The following is a 23,482-nucleotide window of genomic DNA, read 5'->3' as shown; positions in this document are numbered from 1 at the left end:
CGCCTCGAATGGGGTCTCCCCTGCTCGAGCGAAGCCGAGAGCTTGGGGAAGGAGCTATTGGGGCGTTTCGGCAACGCGGCGAGGTGCCGTGCCAGGCGTCGCGGCCCCGGCCATGATCCGCCGGACAGGCCCTAGGAAGGGGCGCTCAGAGCCGGGCCGACTTCAGGGACATGTGGAGCAGGAGGCGGTCCTCGCCGTCGTCCAGGTCCAGGCCGGTGAGCTGCTCGACCCGGGAGAGCCGGTAGTAGAGGGTCTGGCGGTGGATGCCCAGGGCCGCCGCCGTGCGGCCCGCCTGGCCGGCGTTGTCGAGGAAGGCTTCGGCGGTGCGGGCCAGTTCGGTGTGGGCGGGGGCGAGCAGCGGGGCGACGACGGGGTCGATCTCGGGGTGGTAGAGGGCCGCGAGCAGCCGGTACGGGCCGATCCCGGCCCACTCCGCGACCGGGCCGAGCTTCGGCTGGGCCGTGGCGGCGCGGGCCGCCGTGTTGGCCTCGCGCCAGGTCGCCGGGAGCTCCGCGATGCCCCGGCGGGGGTTCGCGATGCCGGCCGGGGCGGCGGCGCGCAGCCGGTCGGCGGCCGTGTGGGCGGGGGAGAGGTCCTCGGCCGTGCGCAGCCGTACGAGGACGGCGAGGGACTCGCCCTCGGGGAGCACGGTGACCGCCGCCGCGCCCGGGACCGCCCGGATCGACGGGGCCTCGCCCCGCCAGGGCGTCACGCAGACGACGGTGTGCAGGCCGTCCGCGCTGGGGCCGAGGGCCACCCGGAGCGCCGCGACGGCCATGTCGCTCTGCCAGCCGCGCCCGGCGGTCAGGACCGCGGCGAACTCGCGCGAGAGGTCGGCGTCCGCGCGCTCCTCGTCGGCGAGGAGGCCGCCGATCCGGGTGGCGACCTCCATCGCGGCCGCCAGCTGGGCGGGCGTGGGGCCCGGCTCGGCGTCGAGCAGCCATACGTATCCGAGGACGACACCCCGATGGCGTACGGGCAGGCAGATGCGGTCCCGGAAGACGCCCGCGTCGGGGGCGGCCGGGATGCGGACCGGGCCGGTCGCCCGGGTGATGCCGAAGCCCTCGAACCAGGCGCGGACCGCGGGGGAGGACTTCCGGGTCAGGATCGAGCGGGTCCTGACCGGGTCCATCGCGCTGTCGTCGTCGCTGTCGTGGGCCCCGAAGGCGATCAGCCCGAAGTCGCGGTTCTCCAGCGTCGCCGGCTCGCCGAGCAGCGCCGAGATCTCGTCCACCAGCTCCTGGTAATCGCCCTTCACGGCCACATTCTCGCACCCGCCGCCGCGCCCGTCAGACAGATGTATGAGGCGCGGGCCACGGATGCGTGACAGCTGTAGATGGCGGACGATCGGAGCGATCCATAGGTTTCACGGTGGTTCTCCGTGCTGTTCCCGGTTCGTTCCTTTGATCCGGGTACGGCCCCGTCCTACCTTTGCCCTCTGGAGGTGCCCCGTGCTGGGTCCCGTGATCCTCGCCGCGTCGCGCAGCGACAAGATGCGCCGTATCGTTTCGGCCGCCCCCGGGACCAAGCAGGTCGTCGCCCGCTTCATCGCCGGCGAGACGGTCGACGACGTCGTCCCGATCGTCTCCGAGCTGAGCGGCCGCGGCCTGGAGGTCACCCTCGACGTCGTCGGTGAGGACATCACCACCGTCGAGCAGTCGTACGCCGCCCGGGACGCCTACCTGGAGCTCATCGGCCGCCTCAAGGAGCTGGGCCTCGGCGCCCGCGCCGAGATGTCCGTGAAGCTGTCGATGTTCGGCCAGTCGCTGGAGAACGGCCACGAGCTGGCCCTCTCCAACGTCCGCCCGGTCGTCGCGGCCGCCGCCGAGATCGGCACCACCGTCACCCTGGACGCCGAGGACCACACCACCCTCGACTCGATGTTCGCCATCCACGAGGAGCTGCGGAAGGACTTCCCGCAGACCGGCTGCGTCATCCAGGCCTACCTCTTCCGCACCGAGGACGACGCCCGCCGCCTCGCCGCGAACGGCTCCCGCGTCCGGATCGTGAAGGGCGCCTACAAGGAGCCCGAGTCCGTCGCCATCCAGGACAAGGCCGAGATCGACAAGGCGTACGTCCGGATCATGAAGATCCTCATGGACGGCGAGGGCTACCCGATGATCGGCTCGCACGACCCGCGCCTGATCTCGATCGGCCAGGAGCTCGCCCGCCGCGCCGGGCGCAAGCTGGACGAGTACGAGTTCCAGATGCTGTACGGCATCCGCAGCGAGGAGCAGAACCGTCTCGCCGCCGAGGGCCACCGCATGCGCGTCTACACCGCGTACGGCACCGACTGGTACGGCTACTTCATGCGCCGCCTCGCGGAGAAGCCGGCCAACCTCCTCTTCTTCGTCCGCTCCATCCTCACCAAGGGCTGAGCCCACCTCTCACAAGGAGTCACGAGCCTCATGGACGCTGTCACCCAGGTCCCCGCTCCGGTCAACGAGCCGGTGCACAGCTACGCCCCCGGTTCCCCCGAGCGGGCCCGTCTGGAGACCAAGCTCAAGGAGCTGGCCGAGAACCCGCGCGAGCTGCCGATGACCATCGGCGGCGTGAAGCGCCTCGGCGGCGGCGAGGAGTTCAAGGTCGTCCAGCCGCACAACCACAGGGCCGTCATCGGCACCTTCCGCGGCGCCACCCAGCAGGACGCCCAGGACGCCATCGACGCCGCCCTGGCCGCCGCCCCGGCCTGGCGCGCGATGTCCTTCGACGACCGCGCCGCGATCATCCTGCGCGCCGCCGAGCTGCTCGCCGGCCCGTGGCGCGAGACGCTGGCCGCGTCCACGATGCTCGGCCAGTCGAAGACCGCCCAGCAGGCCGAGATCGACACCCCGTGCGAGCTCGTCGACTTCTGGCGCTTCAACGTGGCGTACGCCCGCCAGATCCTCGCCGAGCAGCCGCCGGCGAACTCCCCGGGTGTGTGGAACCGTCTGGACCACCGCCCGCTCGAGGGCTTCGTCTACGCGATCACGCCGTTCAACTTCACGGCCATCGCGGGCAACCTGCCCACCGCCCCCGCCCTCATGGGCAACGTGGTGGTCTGGAAGCCGTCCCCGACGCAGACCCACTCCGCCGTGCTCCTCATGGAGCTCCTGGAGGAGGCCGGCCTGCCGAAGGGCGTCATCAACCTGGTGACCGGCGACGGCATCGCCGTCTCCGAGGTGGCCCTGAACCACCGCGACCTGGCCGGCATCCACTTCACCGGCTCGACCAAGACCTTCCAGCACCTGTGGAAGACGGTCGGCAACAACATCGAGAAGTACCGCTCGTACCCGCGGATCGTCGGCGAGACCGGCGGCAAGGACTTCGTCGTCGCCCACCCCAGCGCCGACCGCGCCGTCCTGAAGACCGCGCTGAACCGCGGCTCCTTCGAGTTCCAGGGCCAGAAGTGCTCCGCGTCCTCCCGCGCGTACGTCCCGGCGTCCATCTGGAACGACGGCTTCAAGGAGGAGTTCGCGGCCGAGATCGACGGCATCGCCATGGGTGACGTCACCGACCTGTCGAACTACGTCGGCGCCGTCATCGACGAGCGTTCCTTCGCCAAGAACAAGGCGGCGATCGACCGTGCCGCGGCCGACCCGAGCTGCACGATCATCGCCGGCGGCACCTACGACGACTCGGTGGGCTACTTCGTCCGCCCGACCGTCATCGTCTGCGACGACCCGGAGAACGAGGTCTTCAAGGCCGAGTACTTCGGCCCGATCCTCGCCATCCACGTCTACGAGGACGACAAGTACGACGAGATGCTGACCCAGATGGAGTCGGTCTCGGACTACGCCCTCACCGGCTCGGTCATCTCCGGCGACCGCGCCGCCGCCGCGTACACGATGGAGAAGCTCCGCTTCGCCGCGGGCAACTTCTACATCAACGACAAGTCGACCGGCGCCGTCGTCGGCCAGCAGCCCTTCGGCGGCGGCCGCGCCTCCGGCACCAACGACAAGGCCGGCGCCCCGCAGAACCTGATGCGGTGGACGCTGACCCGCGCCATCAAGGAGACGCTGGTCCCGCCGACCGAGTACGGCTACCCGCACATGGGCTGACGCCCCCGCCTCGCAGAGGCCCCTGATCACCGCCCCCCTCCTAGGTCCCCCAACCGAGGACGGGGGCGGTTCTCATTCCGCCCTCTCATTCCCCCACGCGGCGCTTCAGGAAGTCGCCGATCAGCTCCGCGACCGCCGGCGCGTGGGTCTCCAGGGCGAAGTGGCCCGTGGGGAGGAGGTGGATCTCGGCGTTCGGGAGGTCGTGGCGGAAGGCTTCGGCGCCGGCGGGGACGAAGACCTGGTCGCCCTCGCCCCAGACGGCGAGGAGGGGGACCCGGGAGGTGCGGAAGTACTCCTGGAAGGCCGGGTAGAGGGCGAAGTTGGAGCCGTAGTCGGCGATCAGGCCCAGCTGGATGTCGTCCTGGCCCTCGCGGGCCATCAGGGCGGCGTCGTGGTGCCAGGCGTCGGGGCTGAGCAGGTCCCGGTACTCGGCGGGGACGCCCGTCTCGTACTGCCAGCGGATGCCGTCCAGGGAGCGGATGGCGCGGACCGGCTCCTCGGTCTCGGGGGTGCGCTTCTCGATGAGGGCGAGGACGGGGGCCCAGGCCTCGGCGCCGAGGCCCTCCTCGTAGGCGTTGCCGTTCTGGGTGACGATCGCGGTGATCCGCTCGGGATGGGCGAGCGCGAGGCGGAGGCCGATGGGGGCGCCGTAGTCCTGGATGTAGAGGGCGAACCGGTCGAGGCCGAGGGCCTCGGTGAACTCGGCGGTGAGCTCGGCCAGGGCGGCGAAGGTGTAGTCGAAGTCCCGCGGAGTGGCGCTGCGGCCGAAGCCCAGGTGGTCGGGGGCGATGAGCCGGTACCGGTCGGCGAGCAGGGGGATCAGGTCGCGGAACATGTGCGAGCTGGTGGGGAAGCCGTGCAGCAGGAGCAGGACGGGGGCGTCGGCGGGACCGGCCTCGCGGTAGGCGATCTCGTGGCCCCGGACGGTGACGGTGCGGTGGTGGGTCGGCAGCACGGACATTCTCTAACCCCTTATTCGTCGCTGACTGGTTATGAGATGACTCAAGCAGGGGCGGGCTAACCTGTCAATGACTTTTTAGTGGTTAGTTGGCCGTGGGAGAGTGAGGCATGACCGTGAGGATCGCGCCCACCCATGAACTCGGTGCCGCCCGGCTCCGCTCCGTACGCGAGATGCTCGACGCCGCCTTCGAGGGCGACTTCTCCGACGACGACTGGGACCACACCCTCGGCGGCGTCCACGCCTGGATCGAGGACGAGCGGGGCATCGCCGCCCACGGCGCCGTCGTGCAGCGCCGGGCGCTCCACCGGGGGCGCTCGCACCGCGTCGGATACGTCGAAGGGGTCGCCGTCCGGGACGACCTCAGGCGTCGGGGGCTCGGCGGGGCCGTGATGGCCGGGCTGGAGCGGGTGATCGACGGCGCGTACGCCTTCGGGGCGCTCGGCGCCTCCGACGAGGGTGCCGCGCTCTACCGGGCGCGCGGCTGGAGCGTCTGGGCGGGGCGCCTCGAAGCGCTCGGGCCCGGGGGGATCGTCCACCTCGCCGAGGAGGAGGGCTTCGTCTTCCTGCGCCCCGCCGGCGGCCGGGCCCTGCCGGACCCCGCCGCCCCGCTGGTCTTCGACTGGCGGGACGGCGACGTGATGTGAGGGTGCGTCAGTTCTGCTTCCGGGCGCGGCCCGTGGCGGTCTCCAGGTGCGAGGTGTACGCGGCGGAGAGCGCCGACACGAGGGCGATCCCGACCGCGAGCCCGGCCGGCCCGAGCGCCCCGACGAAGAACGCCGTCAGCGCGCCGCCGACCAGGAGGCTCCAGACGGCGAGCACCGCCTTGCCCCGGCGGCTCAGGAACAGCCATCGGTGCGGGGCGGCCGGAGGCGTGGCGACGGCGCCCTCCGGTCCCGCCGTCGCCGCGCGCGGCCGCTTGAAGTAGCCGTACACCAGCCACTCGCCGCACAGCTCCCAGCCCTCCGGCGTGAGCTCGTCGAGTACGCGGCTCCGCCTGCGTCCCGTGATCACCTCGCGGCGGTACTCCCAGGTGAGCGCGACCCCGGGCGCCCGGCGGCAGACGAAGCGGCCGATGCTGTCCAGGCCCTCCACCTCCCAGCCCTGTGCGCCGTGGACGGCCAGCATGCGGCGGTCGTTGAAGAGGTCGGCGGTCCAGGTCCAGTGCTCCGCCGCCTCGGCCGGCTCCCCGGGGGCCGGGGCGAGCCCGCCGAGCCGGGCCGCGAAGGCCCCGGCCGGCCCGAACTCCTCCTCCGGCGCGGTCCCCGTCTCCGCGAGGTGGCCGCGCAGTTCCTCGGCCGTCCGTGCGATCTGCTCCTCGGGCACGCCCGCGGTGCGCAGCGCGTCGGCCAGTTCGGCGAAGTAGGCGACATGGGCGTCGGTGGTCATGGTGCGGTTCCCCCTGCGTGCAGTTGCGTCCGTACGGCCCGGTGGAACTCCGACCAGGCCTCGCTCTCGGCCGCGAGATGTGTCCGGCCCTGGCCGGTGAGCCGGTAGTAGCGGCGCCCGGGCCCGCGCTCGGCGGCGCGGAACTCGGCCTCCACCAGACCGGCCTGCTCCAGGCGGTTCAGTACGGGATAGAGCGTCCCGCCCTTGATCTCGCCCAGGCCGGCCCCGTCGAGCGCCTTGGCGATCTCGTACCCGTAGCTCTCGCCGTCGGTCAGGCAGGAGAGGACGAGCAGGTCGAGGACTCCCTTGAGCCAGCTGGGTCTGCGGTCTGCGGCCATGCGGCTATTGGATCACCACCTAGGTAGGAATGCAATCTAGATAGTCACGAGCATCTTTCCGAGGTTCTCGCCGCGCAGCATCCCCAGGAACGCGTCCACGATGTGCTCGAAGCCCTTGACCTCCGTCACGTCGAGCGGCAGCGCCCCGCTGCGCAGGTGCGGGACGGCGAGGTCGTACAGCTCCTCCAGGGCGTCCATGTGGTCGCGGACCAGGAACCCTTCGAGCCGGATGCTCTTGCCGGCCGCGACGGTGGAGGCGGAGGACGACGGAGCGGTGCTCTCCCTGGTGAGCAGCGGTTTCGGGATGGCCGTGATGCCGGAACTGTCCCTGATCGGAGCACCGCCCTCGGTGCGGATCACCGATCTCGGGGCGGCCCGCCCCACCCGGTCCGTCGGCTATGTCACCACGCCTGAGCTGGTGAAATCCCTCGTCGTGCGGTCGCTGATCCGCGAACTGCGGGCCACGGAGGGTTGATCGCCGTCTCAGATAGTAGGAAGTCCGAGTAACTGTGGAGACAGATGCGGAACCCTGCCCTAGCTTTGTAGAAGCCGAACGTCTCGCTTCATCAAGCGAAAGGCGGTCGAGAGCGCGATGCCCTGTGCAGGCAACCCCTGCGGCGGCGCTCCCCGCCCCTTCCGGCGCCTTCGATCACCACTGATCTCCGCACATCCGGATCACCACTGATCTCAAGGAGTCGATCCCTCATGGCCACTCAGACCGCCCGCCGCGTCCGCCACTCCGCCCACCGTCCCAGCGACGAGGCCCGCCAGAACGCCGCCGCCGCCCTCCAGCGCGCGCTCGACCGCCGTGACAACGGCGGCTCCACCGGCCACTGATCCCGTTCCTGTTCCGCCTCCGTTCCGCGACATGGCACTTCGTCCACATGGTGGACGTTACGTGTCAGACGATGGGACGACCAGTAGGGTGCCGACATGTCTCACAGCATCAATCTCGCAGTCATTCCCGGCGACGGCATCGGCCAGGAGGTCGTGGCCCAGGGCCTCAAGATCCTCGCGGCCGTCCTTCCCCAGGACGTGAAGCTGGAGACCGAGGAGTACGACTTCGGCGCCAAGCGCTACCACGCCACCGGTGAGACCCTCACCGACGCCGACCTCGACTCCCTCAAGAAGCACGACGCCATCCTGCTCGGCGCCATCGGCGACCCGTCGGTGCCGTCCGGCGTCCTGGAGCGCGGCTTCCTCCTCAAGCTCCGCTTCGCCTTCGACCACCACGTGAACCTGCGTCCCTCGAAGCTGCTCCCCGGCGTCGCGACCCCGCTCGCCGGGCAGCCCGAGATCGACTTCGTCGTGGTCCGCGAGGGCACCGAGGGCCCGTACACGGGCAACGGCGGCACCATCCGCAAGGGCACCGAGCACGAGGTCGCCACCGAGGTCTCGGTCAACACCGCCTTCGGTGTCGAGCGCGTGGTCCGCGACGCCTTCGCCCGCGCCCAGGCCCGTCCGCGCAAGAAGCTGACGCTGGTCCACAAGAACAACGTGCTGACCTTCGCCGGCCACCTCTGGACGAACATCTTCCACAAGGTCGCGGCCGAGTTCCCCGAGGTCACCACCGACTACCTGCACGTCGACGCCGCGACGATCTTCCTCGTCACCGACCCGGCCCGCTTCGACGTCATCGTCACCGACAACCTCTTCGGCGACATCATCACCGACCTCGCCGCGGCCGTCTCCGGCGGCATCGGCGTCGCCGCCTCGGGCAACATCAACCCGAGCGGCGAGTTCCCGTCCATGTTCGAGCCGGTCCACGGCTCCGCGCCGGACATCGCGGGCCAGGGCAAGGCCGACCCCACGGCCACCGTCCTCTCCGTCGCCCTCCTGCTCCGCCACCTCGGCTACGAGGCCGAGGCCGCCCGGGTCGAGGAGGCCGTCGCGGCCGACCTCACCGAGCGCGGTGACAGCGTCCGTACGACGGACGAGATCGGCGACGCGCTCGCCGCGCGAGTAGCGAGCTGACCCGCGCCGACTGACAGCAGACAGCAGCCGCCGGGTCGCACATGCGCCCGGCGGCTGTCCTCTGCGCGGCCATCGGGCGTCCCCCGAACCCCGGACCGCGCCACCCGTTTTCCGCACAGGTCCCCACGGGCGATAATCGAACGTGGGGCCGCGGCATACGGGCACGCCCGTACGCCTGGCTCGTCAGGGACGAAAGTCCCCGTCGGCGGCGTGCGCGCGCGGTCCTCCCCATCACAACCGGTGAAGGACACGCACTCATGACGACGCCCACGATCGAGCTCAAGCCCTCCTCCAGCCCGCTGTCCGCCGCGGAGCGCGAGGCGATCCTGGCCAACCCGGGATTCGGCCGCTACTTCACCGACCACATGGTCACCATCCGGTGGACCGAGGGCCGCGGCTGGCACGACGCCCAGCTCGTGCCGTACGGCCCGCTCTCCCTGGACCCGGCCACGAACGTCCTGCACTACGCGCAGGAGATCTTCGAGGGCCTGAAGGCCTACCGCCGCCCCGACGGCTCGGTCGCCAGCTTCCGTCCCGACGCCAACGCCCGCCGCTTCCAGCGCTCCGCGCACCGGCTCGGCATGCCCGAGCTGCCGGTCGAGACCTTCGTCGAGGCCTGTGACGTCCTCGTCCGGCACGACGAGGCCTGGGTTCCGGAGCACGGCGGCGAGTCCTCGCTCTACCTGCGCCCGTTCATGATCGCCACCGAGGTCGGCCTGGGCGTCCGCCCGGCCAACGAGTACCTCTTCGTCGTCATCGCCTCCCCGGCCGGCGCCTACTTCCCCGGCGGCGTCAAGCCCGTCTCCATCTGGGCCTCGGAGGACCGCGTCCGCGCCGTCCCCGGCGGCGTCGGCGACGCCAAGACCGGCGGCAACTACGCGGCCTCCCTGCTCGCCCAGGCCGAGGCGGCGGCCAAGGGCTGCGACCAGGTCTGCTACCTCGACGCGGTCGAGCACAAGTGGGTCGAGGAGCTCGGCGGCATGAACCTGTACTTCGTGTACGGAAACAAGATCGTGACGCCGACCCTCACGGGCTCGCTGCTCGCCGGCATCACCCGCGACTCGCTTCTCCAGGTCGCCAAGGACCTGGGCTACGAGTCCGAGGAGGCCCGCGTCTCCATCGACCAGTGGCAGGCCGACACCGAGAACGGCACCCTCACCGAGGTCTTCGCCTGCGGCACCGCCGCCGTCATCACCCCGGTCGGCACCGTCAAGTCCGCCCGGGGCGAGTGGCAGCAGTCGGGCGGCGAGCCCGGCGAGGTCACGCTCAAGCTGCGCGAGGCGCTGCTCGCCATCCAGACCGGCAAGGCCGAGGACACGCACGGCTGGATGCACGAGCTCGGCAAGTAGTCAGTCCGCCTGAACCAGGGCTTCCGGGGCCGTCGTCACGGTCTCGGGGGCCCTGTTCGGCGTCAGGACGGCGTACAGCGCGCCGCCGACGATCCCCGAGAACACGAAGCTGCAGTCGATCCCGCCCGTCAGGGCGAGCAGCGGCCCCTCGTAGAGGGGTGTCGACACCGCGGCCAGGCCGACGGCCGCGCCGACCGCCCAGGAGACGGTGGCGCGCGGGTGCCAGCCCGCCGAGAACCAGTAGATCCCGCCGCGGGAGCGGTTGTTGAAGACCTGGAGCGCCTCCGGGTCGTACGCGCCGCCGCAGCGCGCGTGCCCGATCAGGGTGATCACCGCCCACGGGGTGCCGATCGCGGTGAGCAGCAGCACGAACGAGGTCATCGCCGTCTGCGCGTCCGAGGCGAAGTGGCCGACGAAGACGAAGGACGTCGCCACGGCCGCGACGACGAGGGTGGCACGCGCGCGCGTGGCCTTCGGCAGGATGGCGTCGAGGTCGAGGCCCATCGAGTACAGCATCAGTCCGGCGTTGCCGACGGAGCCGGCGGTGGCGGCGATCAGCAGCGGTACGAGGTACCAGACGGGGGACGCGGCGACGAGCGGGCCCGCGTAGTCCAGGCCGCCGCGCGCCGCCAGGGCGGTGAAGGTGCCGAAGAGCTGCGGGACGAGCAGGCCGACGGTCAGGCCCAGGCAGGTGGCGCGCCACACGGTCTTCGCGCTGTACCGCTCGGGGGAGACGTACCGGGTGTAGTCGCCGAGCAGCGTGATGAAGGCCACGGGGCCGCTGAGGCCCGCAGCGACGGCGGAGAGCAGCCAGGTCGGCCAGAAGGAGCCGAGCAGGTACGGGGTGTCCGGGACCGCGGCCGTGGTGAAGTCCCCGGCGTAGGCGGCCAGGCCGATGGCGAGGAGCACCGTCATGCCGACCGCGAGCGCCTTGCTCAGCCGGAGCAGCAGCCGGTAGCCGTAGACCGCGCCGACCACCGTACAGGCGGCGAGGAAGGCGTAGACGGCGGCGTGGGCGGCGCCGCCGGTCGGCAGGCCGACGAGGCGGGCGAGTGCGCCCACCATCACGTCGCCGCCGATCCACAGGGTCAGCGCGGTGTAGCCGAGCGAGAGCAGCAGGCCGACGACGGAGCCGACGAGCCGGCCGCGGACGCCGAAGAAGGCGCCGGAGGACGTGGAGAGGTTGGTCGCGGTGCGCAGGGACACGAGCGCGAGCGGGGCGGTGACGGCGACGCCGACGAGGGTGCCGGTGATCACGGACGTCACCGAGGCCCAGAAGCCGAGGCCGAAGGAGACCGGCAGCCAGCCGAAGACGATCACCCCCAGGCAGAGGTTGGATCCGAGCAGGATCGAGACGAGGTCGCGGGGGCCGCTGGTGCGTTCGGCCTCGGGGATGGTGTCGACTCCGCGCGTTTCTATCGGCATGAGGACTCCCTGCGGGGGCGGGTGGGACAGCTCCAAAAGTGATTTAGAGCGGCGCTCAATGTGACCTACGCCTGTCGGCGACGTCAATGCTTGGAGACTCGCGTCTCAACATTTAGAGTGTCGCTCAAACGTGTCGGAACTGCAGGAGGTGTTTGGGGCGTGAGACTGACCCCCACGGAACGCGATCGGCTGCTGCTCTTCGGCGCCGCCGAGCTCGCCCGCGCCCGCCGGGCCCGGGGCCTGCGGCTCAACGTGCCCGAGGCGACCGCGCTCATCGCGGACACCGTCTGCGAGGCGGCCCGTGACGGCAAGCGACTCGCCGAGGCGATCGAGGCGGCCCGCTCCGTCCTCGGCCCCGACGACGTCCTGCCCGGCGTCGCCGACATCGTCACCGAGGTCCACGTCGAGGCCGTCTTCGACGACGGCTCGCGGCTCGCGGTCGTCTCCGCCCCGATCGGCGGGGACGGCCTGGGAGTCGAGGCGCCGGGCGCGCTGCTGCCCGGCCCCGGATACGAGGAGGCCGGGCCGGCGCGCACGCTCCTCGTACGGAACACGGCGACGGTCCCCGTGAGCGTCACCTCCCACTTCCACTTCTTCGAGGCCAACCCGCGCCTCGACTTCGACCGCGCCGCCGCCTACGGCATGCGCCTCGCCGTCCCGGCCGGAGCCTCCTTCCGCTTCGACCCGGGCGGCGAGGCCGAGGTCGGGCTCGTCCCGATCGGCGGCGCCCGCGTCGCCATCGGCTTCGCGGGCCTGGTCGACGGCCCGCTGGACGCGCCCGGCGCGAAGGAAGAGGCCCTGCGGCGCGCGGCGGCCTGCGGCTACCTGGGAGTCCAGGCCGACGAGGAGGACCACTGATGGACCCGTACGAGTACGCATCGGTGCACGGCCCCCGCGCCGGCGACCGGGTCGTCCTGGGCGACTCCGGACTCGTCGTCCGCGTCGAGTCCGACGCGCAGAAGCCCGGCGACGAGTTCCTCGCCGGCTTCGGCAAGACCGCCCGCGACGGCCTCCACCTCAAGGCCGCGGCCGTCCGCGAGACCTGCGACGTCGTCATCAGCAACGTCCTGCTCATCGACGCCGTCCAGGGCATCCGCAAGGTGTCCGTCGGCATCCGCGAAGGCCGTATCCACGCCATCGGCCGGGCCGGCAACCCCGACACCCTCGACGGCGTCGACGTCGTCGTCGGCACCGGCACCTCGATCGTCTCCGGCGAGGGCCTCATCGCCACCGCCGGAGCCGTCGACACCCACGTCCACCTCCTGTCGCCCCGGATCATGGAGGCCTCGCTCGCCAGCGGCGTCACCACGGTCATCGGCCAGGAGTTCGGCCCCGTCTGGGGCGTCGGCGTCAACTCGCCGTGGGCCCTCAAGCACGCGTTCAGCGCGTTCGACGCCTGGCCGGTGAACATCGGCTTCCTGGCCCGGGGCTCGTCCTCGGACCCGGCGCCGCTGGTGGAGGCCCTCGCCGAGGGCGGGGCCTCGGGCTTCAAGGTCCACGAGGACATGGGCGCCCACACCCGGGCCCTGGACACCGCGCTGCGGGTGGCCGAGGAGCACGACGTCCAGGTCGCCCTCCACTCCGACGGCCTGAACGAGTGCCTGTCGGTCGAGGACACGCTGAAGGTCCTGGACGGCCGTACGATCCACGCCTTCCACATCGAGGGCTGCGGCGGCGGGCACGTCCCCAACGTCCTGAAGATGGCGGGCGTGCCGAACGTCATCGGCTCCTCCACCAACCCCACGCTGCCCTTCGGCCGCGACGCGGTCGCCGAGCACTACGGGATGATCGTCTCCGTCCACGACCTGAAGACCGACCTGCCCGGCGACGCCGCCATGGCGCGCGACCGGATCAGGGCCGGGACGATGGGCGCGGAGGACGTCCTGCACGACCTCGGCGCGATCGGGATCACCTCCTCCGACGCGCAGGGGATGGGAAGGGCCGGCGAGACCGTACGCCGGACCTTCGCCATGGCCGGGAAGATGAAGGCCGAGCTCGGCCCGCTGGAGGGCGACGGCGCGCACGACGACAACGCGCGCGTGCTGCGCTATCTGGCCAAGCTCACCATCAACCCGGCGATCGCCCACGGCCTCGCCCACGAGATCGGCTCGATCGAGGTCGGGAAGATGGCCGACATCGTGCTCTGGCGACCGGAGTACTTCGGCGCCAAGCCGCAGATGGTCATCAAGAACGGCTTCCCCGCGTGGGGGGTCGTGGGCGATCCGAACGCCGCCACCGACACCTGTGAACCGCTCGTCCTCGGACCGCTGTTCGGCGCGCACGGCGCCGCGCCCGCCGACCTCTCCGTCGCGTTCGTCGCGCAGGCCGCCGTCGACCTCGGCTCCGACACCATGCCGACCCGCCGCCGCCGCGTCGCCGTGCGCGGCACCCGCGGCATCGGGCCCGCCGACCTGCGGTTCAACTCCCGCGTCGGCGACGTCCAGGTCGACGGACGCACGGGCCTCGTCTCGCTCGACGGCTCCCCGATCCGCTCCGAGGCGGCCGAGTCCGTCTCCCTCAACCGCCTCTACTTCCTCTAGGACCCGACTCATGACCTCGTACCGAATGCCCGCCGAGTGGATGCCGCACGAGCGCACCTGGATGGCCTGGCCCAGCCCCAACCCCACCTTCACCAACGAGGAGGAGCTCGGCGAGGCCCGCGAGGCCTGGGCCTCGGTGGCCCGTGCCGTCCGCCGCTTCGAACCGGTGACGATGGTCGTCGCGCCCGGCGACGCCGAGTCCGCCGCGTCGCTCCTCGGCCCGGAGATCGACCTGGTCGAGCGCGAGCTCGACGACGCCTGGATGCGGGACATCGGCCCGACGTTCGTCACGAACGGCACCGGACTCGCCGCCGTGGACTGGGTGTTCAACGGCTGGGGCGCCCAGGACTGGGCCCGCTGGGAGCACGACTCCAAGATCGCCCGCCATGTCGCGGACGTCGCGGAAGTACCCGTACTCTCCTCCCCCCTCGTCAACGAGGGCGGCGCGATCCACGTCGACGGCGAGGGCACCGTCCTCCTCACCGACACGGTCCAGCTCGGCTCCGGCCGCAACCCCGAGTGGACCCGCGAGCAGGTCGAGCAGGAGATCCACGCCAAGCTCGGCACGACGAAGGCGATCTGGCTGCCGCACGGCCTCTCCGGCGACTACGGCCTCTACGGCACCCAGGGCCACGTCGACATCGTCGCCGCCTTCGCCCGCCCCGGCACGGTCCTCGTCCACAGCCAGCAGGACCCGGCCCACCCCGACTACGTCCGCTCGAAGATGTACGTGGAGATCCTGCGCGGCCAGACCGACGCGAAGGGCCGCCCGCTTGAGGTCATCGAGGTCCCGGCGCCCACCGTCCTGAAGGACGAGGAGGGCGACTGGGTCGACTACTCGTACATCAACCACTACCTGTGCAACGGCGGCGTGGTGCTGTGCGCCTTCGACGACCCGCACGACGAGGTCGCGGCCGAGATCTTCCGCCGCCTCTTCCCGGACCGCGAGGTCGTCCTGGTCGACGCCCGCACGATCTTCGCGGGCGGCGGCGGCATCCACTGCATCACGCAGCAGCAGCCGAAGGTCTGAGCGCGGCAGGGGGAGGCGGAACGGGTGAGGTAGAACATACGGGTGAGTCAGAGCAGCAACCCCACCCCTTCCCCCTCCCACCCCCGCCGCCGCAACCAGGCCGCCCCGCCCCGGGAGGACGTGCTCGCCGCGGCCATGGACACGATCGCCGAGCGGGGGCTCGACGGGCTCACCATGGCCGGGCTCGGGCGGGAGGTGGGGATGAGCAGTGGGCACCTGCTGTACTACTTCCGCACCAAGGACGAGCTGCTTCTGCAGACCCTGGAGTGGAGCGAGGGGCGGCTCGGGGCCGAGCGCAGCGCGCTGCTGTCCCGGCCGGGGACCGCGCGCGACCGGCTCGACGGGTACGTCGACGTGTACGTGCCCGACGGGCCCCGCGACCCGCACTGGACGCTCTGGCTGGAGGTCTGGAACCGGTCGCAGAACGCCGACGACGACGCCCGCGCCCGGCAGGCCGCCATCGAGGGGGCCTGGCACCGGGACCTCGTCGCGATCCTCGCCGAGGGGGTCTCCCGGGGCGAGTTCCGCCCGGTCGACCCCGACCGCTTCGCCACCCGGATGCGCGCCCTCCTCGACGGCTTCAGCGTGCACGTCGCCGTCGGCATCCCGGGCACGGGGAGGGAGCAAGTCCTCGCGCACGTCAGGGAGTTCATCGCCGAAACGCTGATCTCGCGACCGTAACGCACGCAAGTACTCCCGATCGTTGCCCGCTGCCGCCTTGTGACCCGCGGAGAGCTTCCGGCACGGTTCCGGTCCATGGGACGAGAGCACTGGAAGAAGATCTGGGTCGGGTCCGCCGGCAACATGGTCGAGTGGTTCGACTGGTTCGTGTACGCGAGCTTCGCCACCTACTTCGCGGGGGCGTTCTTCCCCGAGGGCGACGACACCGCCAAGCTCATGAACACCGCCGGCATCTTCGCCGTCGGCTTCTTCATGCGCCCCGTCGGCGGCTGGCTCCTCGGCCGGGTCGGCGACCGGAAGGGCCGCAAGGCGGCGCTCACCCTCACCGTGACCCTGATGTCCGCCTCCGCCGTCCTGATCGCGATCGCGCCCACGTACGCCGTCGCCGGGTACGGCGGCGCCGCCGTCCTGCTCCTCGCCCGCCTCCTCCAGGGCCTGTCCGTCGGCGGCGAGTACGCGGCCAGCGCCACCTACCTCACCGAGGCCTCCGCTCCGCGCCACCGCGGCTTCGCCTCCAGCTTCCAGTACGTGTCGATGACCGCCGGCCAGATCCTCGGCCTCGGCCTGCTGCTCGTCCTCCAGCACACCCTGTCCGCCGACGCCCTGCACGCCTGGGGCTGGCGCATCCCGTTCGTCGTCGGAGCCCTCGGCGCGGCCGTCGTCTTCTACCTGCGGCGGACCATGCTGGAGACCGAGGTGTACGAGGAGGGCTCCGGCGCCGACAGTGGCGACCGCGGCACCCTCAAGGCCCTGTGGGCGCACAAGCGCGAGGCCTTCCTCGTCATCGCGCTCACCATGGGCGGGACCGTGGCGTACTACACGTACACCACCTACCTCACCAAGTACCTGTCCAACTCCGCCGGGCTGCCCAAGCAGACCGCCACCCTGGTCTCCTTCTGTGCCCTGATCGTCTTCGCCTGCCTCCAGCCGCTCGCCGGCCGGCTGTCCGACCGGATCGGGCGCCGCCCGCTCCTCATCACCTTCGCGCTCGGCTCCACCCTCCTCACCGTCCCGATCCTGACGATGCTCAAGCACGCGGGCTCCTTCTGGCCGGCCCTGGGCCTCTCCCTCCTCGCGCTCGTCGTCGTCACCGGCTACACCTCCATCAACGCCTGCGTGAAGGCCGAGCTCTTCCCGACCGGCGTCCGCGCCCTCGGCGTCGCCCTGCCGTACGCGCTCGCCAACGCCCTCTTCGGCGGCACCGCCGAGTACGTGGCGCTCTGGTTCAAGGACGCCGGCATCGAGTCGGGCTTCTCCTGGTACGTGGCGGGCTGCGCGGCCGTCTCCCTCGTCGTCTACCTCGCGATGCGGGAGACCCGGGACATCGACCTGGGACGGGTCGGCGCCGAAGGGTCCCCGCCGGAGCGAGATCGACTGCCCGTATCGTGAGACCGCCGTCCATCCGGTCCCGAACCTGTGTCAGACTTCGGGCGTGCTTGCTACCACGATGATTATCGGCAGCAGCGCGCCGGTCCGCAGTGGCCGCTGAGACGTGGAACATCCCCACGCGGGCGGCCACCGTGCCCCAGACCCGCGCGCAGACCTCTCGCACCCGCGAGGGGTTTTTTCGTTTTCCGGCCCCACCCACGCCGGAAGCGGACGGCGCGTGAGAATGGGGGCAAGTGGATCCATACCTTCCGGAGCCACATCCGACAGGAGCCATCACAGCCATGACCACGGAGAACGCCGAGGGCTCGCGCCTCGACGACAGTTTCCATGTCTTCGACACGACCCTGCGCGACGGGGCGCAGCGTGAAGGCATCAACCTCACCGTCGCGGACAAGCTGACCATCGCCCGGCACCTCGACGAGTTCGGCGTGGGCTTCATCGAGGGCGGCTGGCCCGGCGCCAACCCGCGCGACACGGAGTTCTTCGCCCGCGCCCGGCAGGAGATCGCGTTCAAGAACGCGCAGCTCGTCGCCTTCGGCGCCACCCGCAGGGCCGGCGCGAGCGCCGCCGAGGACCCGCAGGTCAAGGCGCTCCTCGACTCCGGCGCCCCGGTGATCACCCTGGTCGCCAAGTCGCACGACCGGCACGTCGAACTCGCCCTGCGCACCACCCTCGACGAGAACCTGGAGATGGTCCGCGACACCGTCTCCCACCTGGTCTCCCAGGGGCGCAGGGTCTTCGTCGACTGCGAGCACTTCTTCGACGGCTACAAGGCGAACCCGGACTACGCCAAGGCCGTCGTCCGCGCCGCGCACGAGGCAGGCGCCGACGTCGTCATCCTCTGCGACACCAACGGCGGCATGCTCCCCGCCCAGGTCCAGGCCGTCGTCGCCACCGTCATCGCCGACACCGGCGCCCGCCTCGGCATCCACGCCCAGGACGACACCGGCTGCGCCGTCGCCAACACCCTCGCCGCCGTCGACGCGGGCGCCACCCACGTCCAGTGCACCGCCAACGGCTACGGAGAGCGGGTCGGCAACGCCAACCTCTTCCCCGTGGTCGCGGCCCTGGAGCTCAAGTACGGCAAGAGGGTCCTCCCCGAGGGCGCCCTCGGGGAGATGACGCGGATCTCGCACGCCATCGCGGAGGTCGTCAACCTCACGCCCTCCACCCACCAGCCGTACGTCGGCGTCTCCGCCTTCGCCCACAAGGCCGGACTGCACGCCTCGGCGATCAAGGTGGACCCCGACCTCTACCAGCACATCGCCCCCGAGCTGGTCGGCAACACCATGCGGATGCTCGTCTCCGACATGGCCGGCCGCGCCTCCATCGAGCTCAAGGGCAAGGAGCTCGGCGTCGACCTGGGCGGCGACCGCGAGCTCGTCGGCCGCGTCGTCGAGCGGGTCAAGGAGCGCGAGCTCAAGGGCTACACGTACGAGGCCGCCGACGCCTCCTTCGAGCTGCTGCTCCGCGAGGAGGCCGAGGGCCGGGCCCGCCGCTACTTCCGCACGGAGTCCTGGCGCGCGATCGTCGAGGACCGGCCCGACGGCACCCACGCCAACGAGGCCACCGTGAAGCTCTGGGCCAAGGGCGAGCGGATCGTCGCGACCGCCGAGGGCAACGGCCCGGTCAACGCCCTCGACCGGGCGATCCGGGTCGGCCTGGAGCGGATCTACCCGCAGCTCGCCAAGTTCGAGCTGATCGACTACAAGGTCCGCATCCTGGAGGGCCGCCACGGCACCGAGTCCACGACCCGGGTCCTGGTCACCACCAGCGACGGCAACGGCGAGTGGTCCACGGTCGGCGTCGGCGAGAACGTCATCGCCGCCTCCTGGCAGGCCCTGGAGGACGCCTTCACGTACGGCCTGCTGCGCGCCGGGATCGACCCCGCCGAATAGTCCCGCTATGTCTCGTTCGGTCCGGTTCGGGTAGCGTCGAACCATGAGGACCAGGGCGATATCCAGAGGGTCGGCCCTCGGCGGGCTGCTCCTGCTCCTGCTGCTGGTCCTGGCGCCCCTCGCGAGCGCCAGGGCCACCGGCGTGTCCGACGCGGCCGCCGCCCTGAAACAGGGCCCGGTCTACGTCGACCCGGGCGCCGCCGGCCAGCTCTCCACGGCCGACGCCAAGGCCCTCGCACAGAAGATCAAGGACGCGGACAAGCCGCTCTTCGTGGCCGTGCTCCCCGCGAACGCGCAGTTCCCGCCGGAGAACCTCTTCCAGAACCTCCGCACGCAGACCGGCATCACCGGCCTGTACGCGATCCGCCTCGGCAACGGCTTCGACGCCCGCGCCGACCGCGTGGTGATCTCCCGGGACGCCGTGAACAACCTGGTCACCTCGGTGCGCCAGCCGGGCGCCGACGCGGCCACCGAGCTGAACAACTTCGTCGACCAGGCCCTGCCGGTGATGCGCGGCTCCGCCCCCGCGTCCTGGGGCTCCGCCGGCACGAACGACTCCGGGGTCCCCGTCGCCGGGCTCGTCGTCCTCGGCGGTGTCGTCGTCGCCGGCGGCGCGGCCGCCTACGCCGTCGTCCGCCGCAACCGGCTCCGCAAGGAGGCCGAGGAGCGCGCCGCCCTCGACCGGCTCCGGGTCGTCGTCGACGAGGACATCACCGCCTTCGGCGAGGAACTCGAACGCCTCGACTTCCACCCCGCCGAGCGCGGCGCCGACGACGCCATGCGCGGCGACTACGAGCGCGCCCTCGACTCGTACGACCGGGCCAAGTCCCTGATGGGCGCGGTCGCCCGGCCGCACGAGGTCCGCGGCGTCACCCAGGCCCTGGAGGACGGCCGCTTCTCCCTCGCCGTCCTCGCCGCCCGCCGCGAGTCCCGCCCGCTGCCCGAGCGCCGGCCCCCGTGCTTCTTCGACCCCCGGCACGGCCCCGCCGCCGACGACCGGACCTGGACCCCGCCCGGCGGCGCCCCGCGCCAGGTCCCCGTCTGCGCCGCCGACGCGGCCCGACTCGACGACGGCCTCGACCCGGTGGCCCGGACCGTCGACACCGACACCGGCCGCCGCCCCTACTGGGAGGCGGGCCCCGCCTACGGCCCCTGGGCGGGCGGCTACTTCGGCGGCGGCATGCTCCCCGGCCTCCTCGTGGGCACCATGCTCGGCTCCATGCTCGCCACCCCGGCGTACGCCTCCGAGTACGGCGGCGGGGACTTCGGCGGCGGCGACTTCTCCGGCGCCGACTTCAGCTCCGGCGACTTCGGGTCGAGCGACTTCGGCGGCGGCGACTTCGGGGGCGGCGGCGGTGACTTCGGCGGAGGCGGCGGGTTCGACGGGGGAGGCGGCTTCTAGGGCCTGTCCGACCCTGATCCGCCGGACAGGCCCCTAGGCCGCCGGAGGTCACACCAGTGGCCTCACCGACATCAGCAGGTGGCGGTGGGTCTCCTCCGGGCCGTTGGTCAGCAGGGCGCGCTGGCCCGGGCCCAGGAGGTGGAAGCGGACCTCGGGGGCGTCCAGGGAGCCCAGCGCGTCCAGGAGGTAGCCCGGGTTGAAGGCGACCGTCAGGGAGTCCGGGCCCGTGAGCGTGGCGGGGAGGCGCTGGGAGGCCACGTCGTCCTCGTACCCCGCCTGGAGGTGCAGGGCGGTGGGGGAGAAGGTCAGCTGGACCGGGCTGTCGCCCTCGGCGACGACCGCGACCCGCTTGACGGCCTCGGTCAGCGGGGCCCGCTCGGTGACGGCGAGGGCGTGCTCGCCGAGGGTGAAGAGCTTGTCGTGGCGGGGGAGCCGGCCGTCGAGCAGACGAGTGGTCGTGCGGGTGCCGGCGCTCTCGAAGCCGAGGGAGCCGGAGTCGAGGGCGAGGCGCGCCGGGCCCGTGCCCGCGAGGGAGCGGGCGATCTCGGTGAGGCGGCGGGCCGGGACGACCACGTCCGCGCCCTCCTCGGGGGCGCCGGCCTCCGGCTTCCACTCCAGGGTGCGGACCGCGTACCGGTAGCGGTCGGTGGCGGCCAGCGTCATGGTGGCGCCGTCCAGGGCGAGCCGTATCCCGGTCAGGACGGGCAGCGAGTCGTCGCGGCCCGCGGCCACGGCGACCTGCCCGACCGCCGCGGCGAAGGCGTCCCCGTCCACGAGCCCGCGTACCTCGGGCAGCGCGGGCGCGGCGGGGTAGTCGTCGAGCGGCAGCAGGGAGAGGCCGAAGCGGGCGTCGCCCGAGGTCACCGAGAGCCGGGCGCCCTCCACCGCGAGCTCGGTGCCGCCCCGGGGCAGCACCTTGCAGATGTCGAGCAGGCGCCGGCCGAGGACCAGGGCCCGGCCCTCGACGGCGGTGTCGGCCTCGACCTCGACGCGGGCCGAGGCCTCGTGGTCGAGGCCCGAGACGCGCAGTCTGCCGTCCGCGGCCTCCAGGAGCAGCCCGCCGAGGACGGGCATGGGGGAGCGGGCGGGCAGGACGCGCGCGGCCCAGGCCACGGCGTCGGTCAACACGGCGCTGTCGATACGCAATTCCATGTCGACGACGCTAGCGGCCGCCACTGACAACGGCGTTGAGCAGCGGGTTCGGGCGCTCTTCGGCTCGTTCGCGCGCACGGCGCCGGTACGCGGGCACATCAGATTTCTAGCATCGCTAGACAACAGTGCGCCGCTAGGTCTAGCGTTGCTGTCAGTCCTAGCAGCGCTAGATCGATTGCCTTGGGGGAACCCGTGAACATTCGCCGCCTCGCCACCGTCCTCTCCGTCCTGATCGGCCTCTTCTGCCTCTCGTTCGGCTCGCAGTTCCTCTTCGACCCCGAGACCGCCGCCGCCGGCTACGGCATCCCCGCCTGGCCCCAGGGCGACGCCACCGGATACTTCTGGCTCAAGGCCTTCCGCGACCTCGCCGACGGCGTGGTCATCCTCGCCCTCCTCGCGCTCGGCGAGCGCCGCGCGCTGGCCTGGGTCCTGATGCTCTTCGCGATCGCCCCCTTCGGCGACGCGACCACCGTCATCACCTACGGCGGCCCGTACGCCACCGCGCTCGGCGTCCACGCCGCCACCGGCGTGGCGCTCCTCGTCACCGCCGGACTCCTCTTCGCGAGCTCGTCCAAGCGCGGAAAGAACGCGATCGAGGCCGACTCCCGCAGGCGGGAAGGGTTCCGCTCCCTTGATCGTTCTGCTGTCTGACCGCGACAGGAATCCACAGGGGAGAGAGATCATGGCTGACGTCCACGGCACGGTGGAACCCGGATTCGAGTCCGTACGGGAGGTGTTCGCGACGATCGCCGCGGACGAGGCACGGGACGGCGGCGCCCAGCTCGCCGTCCACCACCACGGCCGGCTCGTCGTCGACCTGTGGGGCGGTGACGGCGTCGACGGCGACTCCCTGCTCGCCCTCTACTCCTCCTCCAAGGGGGCCGCCGCCCTGGTCACCGCCCTCCTCGTCCAGGACGGCGTCCTCGACCTCGACCGCGAAGTCGCCTCCTGGTGGCCCGAGTTCGCCGCCGAGGGCAAGGAGAAGATCACCCTGCGGCAGCTGCTCTCCCACCGCGCCGGACTGATCGGCGCCGACGGCGGCCTCTCGCTCGAGGAGGCCGCCGACGACCGCCTGACCGCCGCGCGGCTCGCCGGCCAGCGCCCCTTCTGGGAGCCCGGCACCGGCCACGGCTACCACGCCATGGTCATCGGCGCCCTGGTCGGCGAGGTGGTGCTGCGAGCCACCGGCCGCACGGTCCAGGAGCTGTTCGAGGAGCGGATCCGCGCCCCGTACGCCCTCGACTACTACCTGGGCCTCCCCGAGAAGCTCGAACCCCGCTTCCGCACGGCCCTGCCGATGCGGCCCACCCCCGCCCAGCAGGCGTTCCTCGCCGAGAACCCGATCAAGCCGGACAGCCTCATGGCCATCGCCTTCAACACCCACGCCGAGCCGCCGTTCGACCTCGTCACCTACGGCAACTCCCGGGCCGTCCGCACCAAGGCGCCGCTCTCCGGCGGCGGCGTCGGCACCGCCCGCGGCCTCTCCCGGATGTACGCGGCGGCCGCGGGCGAGCTCGACGGCCGGCCCCCGCTGCTCACCACGGAGACCCTGGCCGAGTTCGCCCGGATCCACTCCCGGGGCACCGACCTCGTCACCGGCGGGGAGAACGCCTTCGGCCTCGTCTTCGTCCCGCTCGCCACCCGCCACCCGGCCCTCGGCCCCGGCGCGATCGGCCACAGCGGCGCCCCCGGCTCCCAGGCCTTCGCCGACCCGGCCACCGGCCTCGCCTACAGCTACGCCCGCCGCCGCTTCGGCTTCCTGGCGGGCCCCGGCGCCCCCGAGAACGACCGGCTGATCCCGGCCGTCGTCGAGGCGGCCGCCGCCCTGTAGGCACGGGAAACGCCGAGCGCCCGCCTTCCGCTGCTGCGGAGGGCGGGCGCGCTCGTGTGTCCTGAGGCTCCCGGAAGGGTCAGGCG

Annotated in this window: 21 protein-coding genes and 2 pseudogenes; 16 read left to right on the top strand and 7 right to left on the bottom strand. The window is 72.0% G+C overall.

Features of this window, described 5'->3' with window-relative positions; all coding sequences use genetic code 11:
* Positions 1-145 precede the first annotated feature (145 nt).
* Positions 146-1,258, bottom strand: a complete 1,113-nt coding sequence (locus ACZ7HT_RS02905) for a PucR family transcriptional regulator (protein WP_471159002.1) — start codon at positions 1,256-1,258, stop codon at positions 146-148.
* Positions 1,259-1,451: 193 nt separating this feature from the next.
* On the opposite strand from ACZ7HT_RS02905, the gene ACZ7HT_RS02900 reads away from it, so the two are divergent.
* Complete coding sequence (locus ACZ7HT_RS02900) at positions 1,452-2,378, top strand: proline dehydrogenase family protein (RefSeq protein ID WP_471159000.1); 927 nt, start codon at positions 1,452-1,454, stop codon at positions 2,376-2,378.
* Positions 2,379-2,408: 30 nt separating this feature from the next.
* Positions 2,409-4,040: an L-glutamate gamma-semialdehyde dehydrogenase gene (gene pruA, locus ACZ7HT_RS02895; RefSeq protein WP_471158998.1), complete on the top strand. Its 1,632-nt coding sequence runs from the start codon at positions 2,409-2,411 to the stop codon at positions 4,038-4,040.
* Positions 4,041-4,125: 85 nt separating this feature from the next.
* Here pruA and ACZ7HT_RS02890 read toward each other — a convergent pair whose 3' ends face one another.
* Positions 4,126-5,001 carry an alpha/beta fold hydrolase gene (locus tag ACZ7HT_RS02890; RefSeq protein ID WP_471158996.1) on the bottom strand — a complete coding sequence of 292 codons (876 nt, stop codon included), beginning with the start codon at positions 4,999-5,001 and terminating at the stop codon, positions 4,126-4,128.
* Positions 5,002-5,108: 107 nt separating this feature from the next.
* On the opposite strand from ACZ7HT_RS02890, the gene ACZ7HT_RS02885 reads away from it, so the two are divergent.
* Complete coding sequence (locus tag ACZ7HT_RS02885; RefSeq protein WP_471158993.1) at positions 5,109-5,645, top strand: GNAT family N-acetyltransferase; 537 nt, start codon at positions 5,109-5,111, stop codon at positions 5,643-5,645.
* Positions 5,646-5,652: 7 nt separating this feature from the next.
* Here the strand turns inward: ACZ7HT_RS02885 and ACZ7HT_RS02880 are convergent, their stop codons facing one another.
* The 3 genes and pseudogenes from ACZ7HT_RS02880 to ACZ7HT_RS02870 all read right to left on the bottom strand — a co-directional run.
* The gene (locus ACZ7HT_RS02880; RefSeq protein WP_471158991.1) at positions 5,653-6,387 is read right to left on the bottom strand and encodes a hypothetical protein; all 735 of its coding nucleotides are present in this window, start codon (positions 6,385-6,387) and stop codon (positions 5,653-5,655) included.
* A complete protein-coding gene (locus ACZ7HT_RS02875) occupies positions 6,384-6,725 on the bottom strand; it encodes a PadR family transcriptional regulator (protein ID WP_471158989.1) in 342 nt (113 codons plus the stop codon). Before ACZ7HT_RS02875 ends, ACZ7HT_RS02880 begins: the two co-directional genes overlap by 4 nt.
* 36 nt (positions 6,726-6,761) lie before the next feature.
* A pseudogene (locus ACZ7HT_RS02870) lies at positions 6,762-6,965 on the bottom strand (NADP-dependent oxidoreductase); the annotation flags it as partial.
* Between ACZ7HT_RS02870 and ACZ7HT_RS02865 the strand changes: the two are divergent.
* The 4 genes and pseudogenes from ACZ7HT_RS02865 to ACZ7HT_RS02850 all read left to right on the top strand — a co-directional run.
* A pseudogene (locus ACZ7HT_RS02865) lies at positions 6,961-7,200 on the top strand (type 2 periplasmic-binding domain-containing protein); the annotation flags it as partial. The pseudogenes ACZ7HT_RS02870 and ACZ7HT_RS02865 sit on opposite strands and share 5 nt — an antisense overlap.
* A 230-nt stretch (positions 7,201-7,430) precedes the next feature.
* Complete coding sequence (locus tag ACZ7HT_RS02860; RefSeq protein WP_471158987.1) at positions 7,431-7,562, top strand: hypothetical protein; 132 nt, start codon at positions 7,431-7,433, stop codon at positions 7,560-7,562.
* Between the two features lie 96 nt (positions 7,563-7,658).
* Entirely contained in the window at positions 7,659-8,699 is a 1,041-nt protein-coding gene (locus ACZ7HT_RS02855) for a 3-isopropylmalate dehydrogenase (RefSeq protein WP_471158985.1), read from the top strand.
* Positions 8,700-8,956: 257 nt separating this feature from the next.
* Positions 8,957-10,048, top strand: a complete 1,092-nt coding sequence (locus ACZ7HT_RS02850; RefSeq protein ID WP_471158983.1) for a branched-chain amino acid aminotransferase — start codon at positions 8,957-8,959, stop codon at positions 10,046-10,048.
* Here ACZ7HT_RS02850 and ACZ7HT_RS02845 read toward each other — a convergent pair whose 3' ends face one another.
* Complete coding sequence (locus ACZ7HT_RS02845) at positions 10,049-11,473, bottom strand: cytosine permease (RefSeq protein WP_471158981.1); 1,425 nt, start codon at positions 11,471-11,473, stop codon at positions 10,049-10,051.
* Positions 11,474-11,632: 159 nt separating this feature from the next.
* Here ACZ7HT_RS02845 and ureA point away from each other — a divergent pair, with 159 nt between their 5' ends.
* From ureA to ACZ7HT_RS02810, 7 genes are all read left to right on the top strand, one after another.
* The gene (gene ureA, locus ACZ7HT_RS02840; RefSeq protein WP_471158979.1) at positions 11,633-12,331 is read left to right on the top strand and encodes an urease subunit gamma; all 699 of its coding nucleotides are present in this window, start codon (positions 11,633-11,635) and stop codon (positions 12,329-12,331) included.
* Entirely contained in the window at positions 12,331-14,013 is a 1,683-nt protein-coding gene (locus ACZ7HT_RS02835) for an urease subunit alpha (protein ID WP_471158977.1), read from the top strand. Before ureA ends, ACZ7HT_RS02835 begins: the two co-directional genes overlap by 1 nt.
* Before the next feature lie 10 nt (positions 14,014-14,023).
* Positions 14,024-15,043 carry an agmatine deiminase family protein gene (locus tag ACZ7HT_RS02830; protein WP_471158975.1) on the top strand — a complete coding sequence of 340 codons (1,020 nt, stop codon included), beginning with the start codon at positions 14,024-14,026 and terminating at the stop codon, positions 15,041-15,043.
* A gap of 135 nt (positions 15,044-15,178) precedes the next feature.
* A complete protein-coding gene (locus ACZ7HT_RS02825; RefSeq protein ID WP_471159057.1) occupies positions 15,179-15,724 on the top strand; it encodes a TetR/AcrR family transcriptional regulator in 546 nt (181 codons plus the stop codon).
* 75 nt (positions 15,725-15,799) lie between these two features.
* Positions 15,800-17,113 (top strand): MFS transporter, encoded by a 1,314-nt coding sequence (locus ACZ7HT_RS02820; protein ID WP_471158973.1) that lies wholly within the window; start codon positions 15,800-15,802, stop codon positions 17,111-17,113.
* Between the two features lie 281 nt (positions 17,114-17,394).
* Complete coding sequence (gene cimA / locus ACZ7HT_RS02815; protein WP_471158971.1) at positions 17,395-19,011, top strand: citramalate synthase; 1,617 nt, start codon at positions 17,395-17,397, stop codon at positions 19,009-19,011.
* 43 nt (positions 19,012-19,054) lie between these two features.
* On the top strand, positions 19,055-20,413 hold the full coding sequence (locus ACZ7HT_RS02810; protein ID WP_471158969.1) for a hypothetical protein: 1,359 nt from the start codon (positions 19,055-19,057) through the stop codon (positions 20,411-20,413).
* A 48-nt stretch (positions 20,414-20,461) separates the two neighbouring features.
* Here ACZ7HT_RS02810 and dnaN read toward each other — a convergent pair whose 3' ends face one another.
* Positions 20,462-21,565, bottom strand: a complete 1,104-nt coding sequence (gene dnaN, locus ACZ7HT_RS02805) for a DNA polymerase III subunit beta (RefSeq protein WP_471158967.1) — start codon at positions 21,563-21,565, stop codon at positions 20,462-20,464.
* A 192-nt stretch (positions 21,566-21,757) separates the two neighbouring features.
* Here dnaN and ACZ7HT_RS02800 point away from each other — a divergent pair, with 192 nt between their 5' ends.
* On the top strand, positions 21,758-22,216 hold the full coding sequence (locus ACZ7HT_RS02800; protein WP_471158965.1) for a DUF4267 domain-containing protein: 459 nt from the start codon (positions 21,758-21,760) through the stop codon (positions 22,214-22,216).
* Positions 22,217-22,247: 31 nt separating this feature from the next.
* Positions 22,248-23,396, top strand: a complete 1,149-nt coding sequence (locus ACZ7HT_RS02795) for a serine hydrolase domain-containing protein (RefSeq protein WP_471158963.1) — start codon at positions 22,248-22,250, stop codon at positions 23,394-23,396.
* Positions 23,397-23,482: the final 86 nt, after the last annotated feature.

This window comes from Streptomyces sp. NPDC037410 (assembly GCF_055602235.1).
This window is presented reverse-complemented; position numbering and strand designations above follow the sequence as displayed.

Excerpts from the sequence above, each read along its gene's own strand:
- ACZ7HT_RS02835 (WP_471158977.1), top strand. The coding sequence starts at position 12,331 with ATGGACCCGTACGAGTACGCATCGGTGCACGGCCCCCGCGCCGGCGAC.
- ACZ7HT_RS02885 (WP_471158993.1), top strand. The coding sequence starts at position 5,109 with ATGACCGTGAGGATCGCGCCCACCCATGAACTCGGTGCCGCCCGGCTC.
- ACZ7HT_RS02850 (WP_471158983.1), top strand. The coding sequence starts at position 8,957 with ATGACGACGCCCACGATCGAGCTCAAGCCCTCCTCCAGCCCGCTGTCC.
- pruA (WP_471158998.1), top strand. The coding sequence starts at position 2,409 with ATGGACGCTGTCACCCAGGTCCCCGCTCCGGTCAACGAGCCGGTGCAC.
- ACZ7HT_RS02860 (WP_471158987.1), top strand. The coding sequence starts at position 7,431 with ATGGCCACTCAGACCGCCCGCCGCGTCCGCCACTCCGCCCACCGTCCC.
- ACZ7HT_RS02875 (WP_471158989.1), bottom strand. The coding sequence starts at position 6,725 with ATGGCCGCAGACCGCAGACCCAGCTGGCTCAAGGGAGTCCTCGACCTG.
- ACZ7HT_RS02810 (WP_471158969.1), top strand. The coding sequence starts at position 19,055 with ATGAGGACCAGGGCGATATCCAGAGGGTCGGCCCTCGGCGGGCTGCTC.
- ACZ7HT_RS02795 (WP_471158963.1), top strand. The coding sequence starts at position 22,248 with ATGGCTGACGTCCACGGCACGGTGGAACCCGGATTCGAGTCCGTACGG.
- ACZ7HT_RS02890 (WP_471158996.1), bottom strand. The coding sequence starts at position 5,001 with ATGTCCGTGCTGCCGACCCACCACCGCACCGTCACCGTCCGGGGCCAC.
- ACZ7HT_RS02845 (WP_471158981.1), bottom strand. The coding sequence starts at position 11,473 with ATGCCGATAGAAACGCGCGGAGTCGACACCATCCCCGAGGCCGAACGC.
- ACZ7HT_RS02820 (WP_471158973.1), top strand. The coding sequence starts at position 15,800 with ATGGGACGAGAGCACTGGAAGAAGATCTGGGTCGGGTCCGCCGGCAAC.
- cimA (WP_471158971.1), top strand. The coding sequence starts at position 17,395 with ATGACCACGGAGAACGCCGAGGGCTCGCGCCTCGACGACAGTTTCCAT.
- ACZ7HT_RS02855 (WP_471158985.1), top strand. The coding sequence starts at position 7,659 with ATGTCTCACAGCATCAATCTCGCAGTCATTCCCGGCGACGGCATCGGC.
- dnaN (WP_471158967.1), bottom strand. The coding sequence starts at position 21,565 with ATGGAATTGCGTATCGACAGCGCCGTGTTGACCGACGCCGTGGCCTGG.
- ACZ7HT_RS02825 (WP_471159057.1), top strand. The coding sequence starts at position 15,179 with ATGGACACGATCGCCGAGCGGGGGCTCGACGGGCTCACCATGGCCGGG.
- ACZ7HT_RS02880 (WP_471158991.1), bottom strand. The coding sequence starts at position 6,387 with ATGACCACCGACGCCCATGTCGCCTACTTCGCCGAACTGGCCGACGCG.
- ACZ7HT_RS02830 (WP_471158975.1), top strand. The coding sequence starts at position 14,024 with ATGACCTCGTACCGAATGCCCGCCGAGTGGATGCCGCACGAGCGCACC.